We start from the raw sequence: 7,894 nt of genomic DNA, 5'->3' as shown, positions 1-7,894 counted from the left end.
CTGAAGCCCTTGGCTCGATCTTCCGTCTGTCGCAAGAAGGAATGATCGACCAAGGGCTTCACTCATGATCAACAGGGGTCTCCACCGACCACTCAAACGTTAAAACTCAAGCTAGGCGAGCAGGGACTTCGCGAGCGTCGGCAGGTCGACGCCCGCCACGCCGTCCAGCACGTGCCACGGCGCGAGCCAGCCGGCGGCGGCCAGCTCGTCGTAGACGGCGGCGCAGCGTTCTTGCAGGGCGTCGTCGGATTCGAACGAGTCGCGGGCGCGGCTGGTGTCCTCGGCGGCGCGGCGCACGGCGCGTTCGGCGGCCACCTCGGGGGCGACGCGCAGGAGCAGGTGCGCGTCGGGCCGCGGCAGGGCGAAGCGCTCGACCTCGGTGTCCCACACCCACTGCACGACGGGACCGTCGGCGTGCTCGCGCAGGCGGGCGGCGGCGTACGCGGCGTTGGAGGCGACGTAGCGGTCGAGCAGCACCACGTCGTTGTCCGCCAGCAGCGCCCGGATCTCGTCGGCCGCCGCGCTGCGGTCGAGCGCGTAGAGCAGGGCCATGCCGTAGACGGAGTCGCCGAGGTCGCCGTGGCCGCGGTGCAGCGCTTCGCGGATCAGGTCGGCGTAGACGCTGCGGCCGTAGCGCGGGAACGCCAGGCTGCCCACGGTGGCGCCGCCGCGCTGCAGTTGCGCGGTGAGCCCGTCGGAGAGGGTGCGCTTGCCGGCACCGTCCAGACCTTCGATCACGACCAGTCGTCCCACGGCGCTCACCCTAGGACAACGCGGACACCGCCGTCCGGCCCGGCCGCGAGCCGGGCCGGACGGGGGTTTCAGCGAAGCGGCGGAGTGACGCCGTACGACCAGTTCTGGTCGAGCACGGTCTCGCGCTCGCCGACGGCGGTGAGCGCGTCGAGCCGCTTGAGGTCGTCGCCGGTCAGCTCGACCGCGGCCGCGCCGGCGTTCTCCTCCAGCCTTGAGACGTGCAGCGTGCCGGGGATCGGGACGACGTCCGGCGCCTGCGCGAGCAGCCACGCGAGCGCGACCTGGCCGGGCGCGGCACCGTGGGCCGCCGCGATGTCCGTCACGGTCTCGACGGCCGCGAGGTTCGCCTCGAACACCTCGCGGGCGAACCGCGGCATGCTGCGGCGGTAGTCGTTCTCGGGCAGGTCGTCGAAGGACTTGAGCTGACCGGTGAGCATGCCGCGCCCGAGCGGACTGTAGGGCACGACGCCGATGCCGAGTTCGCGGCACAGCGGCGCGACCTCGTCCTCGATGTCACGCGACCACAGGGACCACTCCGTCTGCACGGCCGTGATCGGGTGCACGGCGTGGGCGCGGCGGATCGTGTCCGGCGCGGCCTCGCTCAGGCCGAGGTACCGCACCTTGCCCTCGGTGACGAGCTCCGCCATCGCGCCGACGGTCTCCTCGATCGGCGTGTCCGGGTCCACGCGGTGCTGGTAGTACAGGTCGACGTGGTCGGTGCCGAGCCGCCGCAGCGACTCCTCGATGCGCTCGCGCACGTACTCGGGCCGTCCGTTGATCACGGGCGCGCTGTCCGGGCTCGCGCCGCGCACGATGCCGAACTTCGTGGCCAGTACGACCTGGTCGCGACGGCCCTTGAGCGCCGCGCCGACGTTGTCCTCGCTGTCGCCGTAGCGGTCGGCGGTGTCGATGAGCGTGACGCCGAGGTCGAGGGCGCGGCCGATGAGCGCGTCGGCGGAGCCGTCGGTCGTGTGGTCCGCGGACTGCCCGTAGGGCCGGGCGAAGCCCATCGCGCCGTACCCGACGGCGCCGACGAGCGGTCCGTTCGCACCGAGCCTGCGCTGGGGAATGGTCATGGAAGAAATCCTCGGTTCTCGTGGTCGTGCCCGTCGGTGCGGCTAAGTCCGCACTCGTGGACCACCATAAGTCCACGAGCGAGGACTTAGCAACTCGCTCGTCGAGCCGGAACCTCGGCGAGCCTCGTACGCTGGCGGCCATGAGCTCTGATCAGCCCGCACCCAAGCGCCGGGACCCCGTGGCCACGCGCGCCGCGATCCTGCGCGCCGCCCAGAGGGCGTTCTCCGCGCACGGGTACGACGGCGCGGGCGTCCGCGAGATCGCGCGCGAAGCCGACGTGGACGCGCGGCTGATCGGCAAGTACTTCGGCTCGAAGGAAGGCCTGTTCGCCGAGGTCGTGGACCTGGCCTACGAGAAGTCGATGATGATGACGCCCGAGCTCAACGCCGAGGCGGCGCGGACGTTGCTGACCGGCGAAGACCAGCGCGCGCACGACGGGCTGTTGCTCACGCTGCGCTCGGTCGCCAACCCGCGCGCGGCGGCGATCATGCGCGAGAGCATCGAGCGCAACTACCAGACCCGGCTCGCCGACGCGCTGCCCGGCGAAGACGGCGCCGACCGCACCGGCCGGTCCGCGCTGCTCATCGCCATCTGCGCCGGGATGCTGCTGAACCGGATGCTGCTCGGGACGACCGCGTTCACGGGCCCGGACGCCGAGCGCCTGATTCCGTACCTGCACGCGGCGCTGGACGCCGTGGCCGACGCGCCGAACAAGGAGCTGGTCGACCGGCGGCCCGGCGGGAGGGACGGCACCGCCGGGCCTGCCGGTACGGCTTAGGCGGCCCGCCGCCGCGCGTGCACCAGGTAGACCCCGCCGCCGGCGAGCAGCAGGCCGCCGAGGATCAGCAGCGGCAGCCACGCCGTGTCGTGGTTTTCGGGTGGTGGCTCGTCGCCGCGGGGCAGGACCTGGCCGGCGAACCGGTACTGGGGCGCTTCGGCGGACTGCGGCGCGAGGTGGGCGCTGCCGACGCCGGAGGGCTGCGCCGCGCTCGCGCCCATCGCCGACGCCGGCAACGCCAAGCCCGCGAGCACCACGAGCACGAGCACCCGGCTCGCGGTGCGCCACCGCCTGGTCTGGACCCGCGCACCAGCGGTGGCGGGGCGAACCTGCTCGCGTGACACCGGCACGACCCCCTCCCACCCCCGTGACATGACCTACGGCCGTCACAACGGTGAACAGTGCAATCACCGGGAGCAAGGTGCTCTTCCGGTGACGGAGGTGTTCCGGGTCAGTTCTGGAACACGGAATGGCCACCCTTACGTGGCCAACCACCCCGAACGGGGGTCGGAACGACTACCGTGCGCTGCTAACGTGAACGTTCCGCGGTGTTCACGGCAGGCGCACACACTGATCACCACAGTGGTCTGGTGAAGGGACAAGCGGTGTCTCGAGACAGGGAAGGCTCACTGATCATCGAACCTGTTCGGCGTGGCTCGGGCGACCTGCCCGCGGAACTGGCCGACGCTCTGCGGACCGGCGAGTTCCACCACGCCCTGCGCACAGCCATCGCCCACCGGGGCCTGTCGCTCGCGCGGCTGCGAGCGCACCTGGCGCTCCGGGGCGTCCAAATCGGACAGTCGACGCTCAGCTACTGGCAGCGCGGGCTGCGCCAGCCGGAGGTGCCGAAGGCGCTGCCGGCGGTGCGCGCGCTGGAGTCGGTGCTGCAGCTGCCGGCCGATTCGCTCGTGGTCCTGATCGGCCCGCGCACGGCTCGTCCGCGCGGCCACCAGGCCGCGGTGTCCTTCCACGACCTGCGTTCGGGCGACATGGGCTCGATCGTCGACCAGCTGCTGACCGACCTCGGGGTGCTGCCGTCGTCGAACCACTCCAACTCCGACCTGGAGCTGCTCTCGGTGCACGACCGCATCACGGTCGACGAGCGGCGCCGCCAGGTCAGCATCCGCACGCGGCTGGTCACGCGCGCGCGGCGGCACGGGCCGGACCGCTACGTGACCGTCTACAACGGCGACCCGGGCTGCCGCATCGACGACGTCGAGCTGATCACCTTCGAAGGCTGCCGCGTCGGCCGCATCCGCCGCCACCCCGGCGGCGAAACCATGGCGACCGAACTGCTCTTCGACCGCAAACTCGGCGAAGGCGACATCCACGTCTTCTGCTTCGAGGTACGAGACGACTCCAGCGCCCTGTTCCCCGGCTACTACCGCATGCTGCGCGACCAGGCCGCCAGCTACCTCCTGCAGCTGCAATTCGCGCCCACCGCCATGCCCGCCCGCTGCACCCGCCAAGTCCGCGCCCGCGACGACGCCCTCCCCGTCGAAGCCGAAGAACTCCCCCTCGACACGGGCGGCGTCACCAGCGGCTACTTCCGCGACGCCGGCCCCGGCCTGGCCGGCATCGCCGTGGAATGGAACTGACACCCCACCACCCCGCCGGCGGCGCACCACACACATACGAAACCGCCGCCGAACTACGCAGCAAGTCCTGCACCCAGCCCCCGCCGAGCACCTCAAAAGGCGACGCACCACGCGCATACGCAACCGCCACGCAACAGACCCACCGAGGATGCGCGCAGTCCCCTACCCGGCACCCCGAACGGCGGCCCACCACACGCACACCCCACCGCCGCCCGACCACCCAACCAAGGATGCGCCCAGCCTCTGCCGTGCACCTCGAACGGCGTCGCACCACGCGCATACGACACCGCCGCCCAACCACCCCACTGAGGATGCACCCAGCCCCTGCCCAGCACCTCGATCCGAAGCTTCCACACGGCCGCCGACCCCGTGTCAAGGCACGCTTTCCCGCCTTGACACGGGGTCAGCGGCCGTAGTCACACTCAAGCTTCGGGGTGCCTACGCCACGCAACACGCCCCCGCGCAGGACCGCATCCCCACCACAACCCAACCGCACCCACCCAGCGACGGCCCGCGCCCAACCCCTGAACAACCCACCCCAACCCCCACATTGACGCACTCCACACCCCACGCGCACCATGAACTCCCCGGGGGCAGCTTCACAGGAGCCGAAAATGAGTTTCGTACAAGTCATCGAATACAAGACTTCACACCCGGACCAGCTCAACGAGATCATGGACCAGTGGAAGGCCGAAACCAAGGGAAACCGCACGGCCACCCACGCGGTCGTGATGAGCGACCGCGACCACCCGGGCACCTACATGGAGTTCGTCGAGTTCCCCAACTACGAAGAAGCGATGCGGAACTCAGCGCTGCCGGCGACGTCGAAGTTCGCCGAGCAGATCATGAAGCTCTGCGACGAACCGCCGGTGTTCCACAACCTCGAAGTCGTCCGCGACGAAAAACTCTGAACGGCCGGGGCGCCACAGCAGCACCACCACGGCACCACCCCAGCACCCCGGCCACACCCACTCAGAGAATGATCAAATCCGTCACGCTGTAAGACAGCGACCCCCGGAACCCAGCACCACTGCGCACCGGCCCGATATCCGCCAGCTCCTCAGCCGGCGCCGGGAAGAACGACAGATCGCCCGTCCCGGTCCACGTCCCGGCCACCTGCGGGGTGTCCAAAACGGACTGCGTCAGCTCGTGCACCGCGGGGTTGTCGTACTGCCCCTTCGTCAACCGCGGGAAGTGCCGCAGGTTCACGATCGGCCGGCCCAGCGCCGGAATCGTCGGCGCGGTCTGCTCCAGCGTCACCTGCGCCTGGGCCAGCTGCCGTCCGTTGGACGAGAGGGTGGCGCCGAAGCGCCCGCCGGGCCCGACCACCGGCCCGGCCTGGCTCGGCACGCCGAACGCGCGCGTCTGGTGGATCGCGCCGATCTTCTTCGGGAAGCCCTGGACCCAGCCGCGGGCCAGCGCCTCGTCGTTGTCCACGTAGATGAATGGGCACCACGCCACCGGCGAGCCGTTGTGCACGGCGTCGAGCAGCACCAGGAACTCGCTGTACTGGCTGCGCACCGGGTCGAGGTACTCGTTGTCACTGGCTGAGAACTGCCAGTCGATGAACAGCGCGTAGCCGTGCCCGGAACTCGTCGGGTCCGGGTCGAGCCCGGTCGGCAGCGACGCGGCCGCCGCGTCCGGTCTGGTCCAGAACTCCACCCCGACGACGTCTCCGACGTAGTGCCACGGCGGCGTGGGCGCGAGGTTGGCGACCCCGCGCGCGGTGAGCGGGTACGTGTACCCCTTGAGCCGTTCGGTCACCGGCGCGTCGTCGGCGAGCGCCGGGGCGCTCATCGCCCCCGCCGCCACCGCGGCGAGCCCGCCGGCGAGAACCCCTCTGCGACCCACTTCTCCTGCGGACAAGGCAGGCACCTTCACTTTCGTCCCGCGGCCGCCCCTCGCGGCCGTCCTCTTCGAAGGAACCACGGGATCACCGGAATGGGTGCTCTGCGCGGAAAGCCCGTGTCCGGTGGGCAATCCGGAGCCGGTCCTTCGGGCACATCGGCGCTCGCGGGCTTGTCAGCGTCCGCGCGCGGTGGTCTGGGCCACCGGTTCCGGTCGATCACCGGCCGTCGTCCACTGTGGACCCGGCGTGACGGCCCGGAAACGCCGAAGCGGCGCCCGGAGCACCCGGACGCCGCTTCGGTGAGCGCAGTGGACCTCAGTACCGGTAGTGGTCCGACTTGAACGGGCCCTCGACGTCCACGTCGATGTACTCCGCCTGCTCCTTCGTGAGCTTCGTCAGCTCGCCACCCAGCGCCTGGAGGTGGATGCGCGCCACCTTCTCGTCGAGCTTCTTCGGGAGGCGGAACACCTCCTTGTCGTACTCCTCGTGCTTGGTGAAGAGCTCGATCTGGGCGATGACCTGGTTCGAGAAGCTGTTGGACATCACGAACGACGGGTGCCCGGTCGCGTTGCCGAGGTTGAGCAGGCGCCCTTCGGACAGCACGATGATCGAGTTGCCGTTCGGGAACACCCACTCGTCGACCTGCGGCTTGATGTTCACGCGGCGCACGCCGGGGTAGCGGGCGAGGCCGGCCATGTCCAGCTCGTTGTCGAAGTGCCCGATGTTGCCGAGGATGGCCTGGTGCTTCATGCGCGCCATGTGCTCGACCATCACCACGTTCTTGTTGCCCGTGGTGGTGATGACGAGGTCGGCTTCGCCGAGCACGTTCTCGAGCTTCTTGACCTGGAAACCGTCCATGGCGGCCTGCAGAGCGCAGATCGGGTCGATCTCGGTGATGATCACGCGCGCGCCCTGGCCGCGCAGCGACTCCGCCGCACCCTTGCCGACGTCGCCGTACCCGCAGACCACGGCGACCTTGCCGCCGATGAGCACGTCGGTGCCGCGGTTGATGCCGTCGATGAGCGAGTGGCGGATGCCGTAGCGGTTGTCGAACTTCGACTTGGTGACGGCGTCGTTCACGTTGATCGCCGGGAACAGCAGCTCACCCGCGGCGGCCAGCTGGTAGAGCCGCAGCACGCCGGTGGTGGTCTCCTCGGTGACGCCGCGGATGCCCGCGCCGATGGTGGTCCACTTCGAGCCATCGGCGGCGACGGACGCGCGCAGCAGCTCCAGGAAGACCTTCCACTCGTCGGAGTCGTTGTCGTCGGCGGACGGCACGACGCCGGCCTTCTCGTACTCGGTGCCCTTGTGCACGAGCATGGTGGCGTCACCACCGTCGTCGAGGATCATGTTGGGACCCTCGCCGTCCCAGGTGAGCATGCGCTCGGTGCACCACCAGTACTCCTCGAGCGACTCGCCCTTCCACGCGAAGACCGGTACGCCCTTGGGCTCCTCCGGCGTGCCGTGCGGGCCGACGACCACGGCGGCGGCCGCGTGGTCCTGCGTCGAGAAGATGTTGCACGAGGCCCAGCGCACCTCGGCGCCCAGCTCCACCAGCGTTTCGATGAGCACGGCGGTCTGCACCGTCATGTGCAGCGACCCGGAAACCCGCGCACCCCGCAGCGGGTAGACCTCGGCGTACTCGCGGCGCAGCGCCATCAGGCCCGGCATCTCGTGCTCGGCCAGACGGATCTCCTTGCGGCCGAACTCGGCGGCCTCGAGGTCGGCGACGGCGAACTCGATGCCGCCCCGGGTGTCGTGCCGCTTGGCAACGCTTTCGGGGGTCATAGTGCGGTTCCTCCAAGGATTGATGGCATCTGAACAGTACCGTTGTCGGCT

Annotated in this window: 8 protein-coding genes; 3 read left to right on the top strand and 5 right to left on the bottom strand. The window is 70.1% G+C overall.

The genetic code is table 11. The features are described 5' to 3' along the window. Window positions 1-111: 111 nt before the first annotated feature. Both ACIA77_RS47165 and ACIA77_RS47160 read right to left on the bottom strand, forming a co-directional pair. A complete protein-coding gene (locus tag ACIA77_RS47165; RefSeq protein WP_395892731.1) occupies window positions 112-753 on the bottom strand; it encodes a dTMP kinase in 642 nt (213 codons plus the stop codon). 68 nt (window positions 754-821) lie between these two features. Further along, window positions 822-1,829 carry an aldo/keto reductase gene (locus tag ACIA77_RS47160; RefSeq protein ID WP_395892730.1) on the bottom strand — a complete coding sequence of 336 codons (1,008 nt, stop codon included), beginning with the start codon at window positions 1,827-1,829 and terminating at the stop codon, window positions 822-824. 140 nt (window positions 1,830-1,969) lie between these two features. Between ACIA77_RS47160 and ACIA77_RS47155 the strand changes: the two genes are divergently transcribed. Further along, window positions 1,970-2,608 (top strand): TetR/AcrR family transcriptional regulator, encoded by a 639-nt coding sequence (locus tag ACIA77_RS47155; RefSeq protein WP_395892729.1) that lies wholly within the window; start codon window positions 1,970-1,972, stop codon window positions 2,606-2,608. On the opposite strand, the gene ACIA77_RS47150 is transcribed toward ACIA77_RS47155, so the two are convergent. Next, window positions 2,605-2,958 carry a hypothetical protein gene (locus tag ACIA77_RS47150; RefSeq protein WP_395892728.1) on the bottom strand — a complete coding sequence of 118 codons (354 nt, stop codon included), beginning with the start codon at window positions 2,956-2,958 and terminating at the stop codon, window positions 2,605-2,607. The genes ACIA77_RS47155 and ACIA77_RS47150 overlap by 4 nt on opposite strands. Window positions 2,959-3,213: 255 nt before the next feature. Between ACIA77_RS47150 and ACIA77_RS47145 the strand changes: the two genes are divergently transcribed. Next, on the top strand, window positions 3,214-4,206 hold the full coding sequence (locus tag ACIA77_RS47145; protein WP_395892727.1) for a hypothetical protein: 993 nt from the start codon (window positions 3,214-3,216) through the stop codon (window positions 4,204-4,206). A 614-nt stretch (window positions 4,207-4,820) separates the two neighbouring features. Then, a complete protein-coding gene (locus ACIA77_RS47140) occupies window positions 4,821-5,117 on the top strand; it encodes a hypothetical protein (RefSeq protein WP_395892726.1) in 297 nt (98 codons plus the stop codon). Window positions 5,118-5,178: 61 nt separating this feature from the next. Here the strand turns inward: ACIA77_RS47140 and ACIA77_RS47135 are convergent, their stop codons facing one another. Both ACIA77_RS47135 and ahcY read right to left on the bottom strand, forming a co-directional pair. After that, on the bottom strand, window positions 5,179-6,072 hold the full coding sequence (locus ACIA77_RS47135; protein ID WP_395892725.1) for an acetoacetate decarboxylase family protein: 894 nt from the start codon (window positions 6,070-6,072) through the stop codon (window positions 5,179-5,181). A gap of 298 nt (window positions 6,073-6,370) precedes the next feature. Continuing rightward, window positions 6,371-7,843 carry an adenosylhomocysteinase gene (ahcY, locus tag ACIA77_RS47130; protein WP_395892724.1) on the bottom strand — a complete coding sequence of 491 codons (1,473 nt, stop codon included), beginning with the start codon at window positions 7,841-7,843 and terminating at the stop codon, window positions 6,371-6,373. Window positions 7,844-7,894: the final 51 nt, after the last annotated feature.

This window comes from Amycolatopsis sp. NPDC051903 (assembly GCF_044452505.1).
Classification (GTDB): domain Bacteria; phylum Actinomycetota; class Actinomycetes; order Mycobacteriales; family Pseudonocardiaceae; genus Amycolatopsis.
This window is presented reverse-complemented; position numbering and strand designations above follow the sequence as displayed.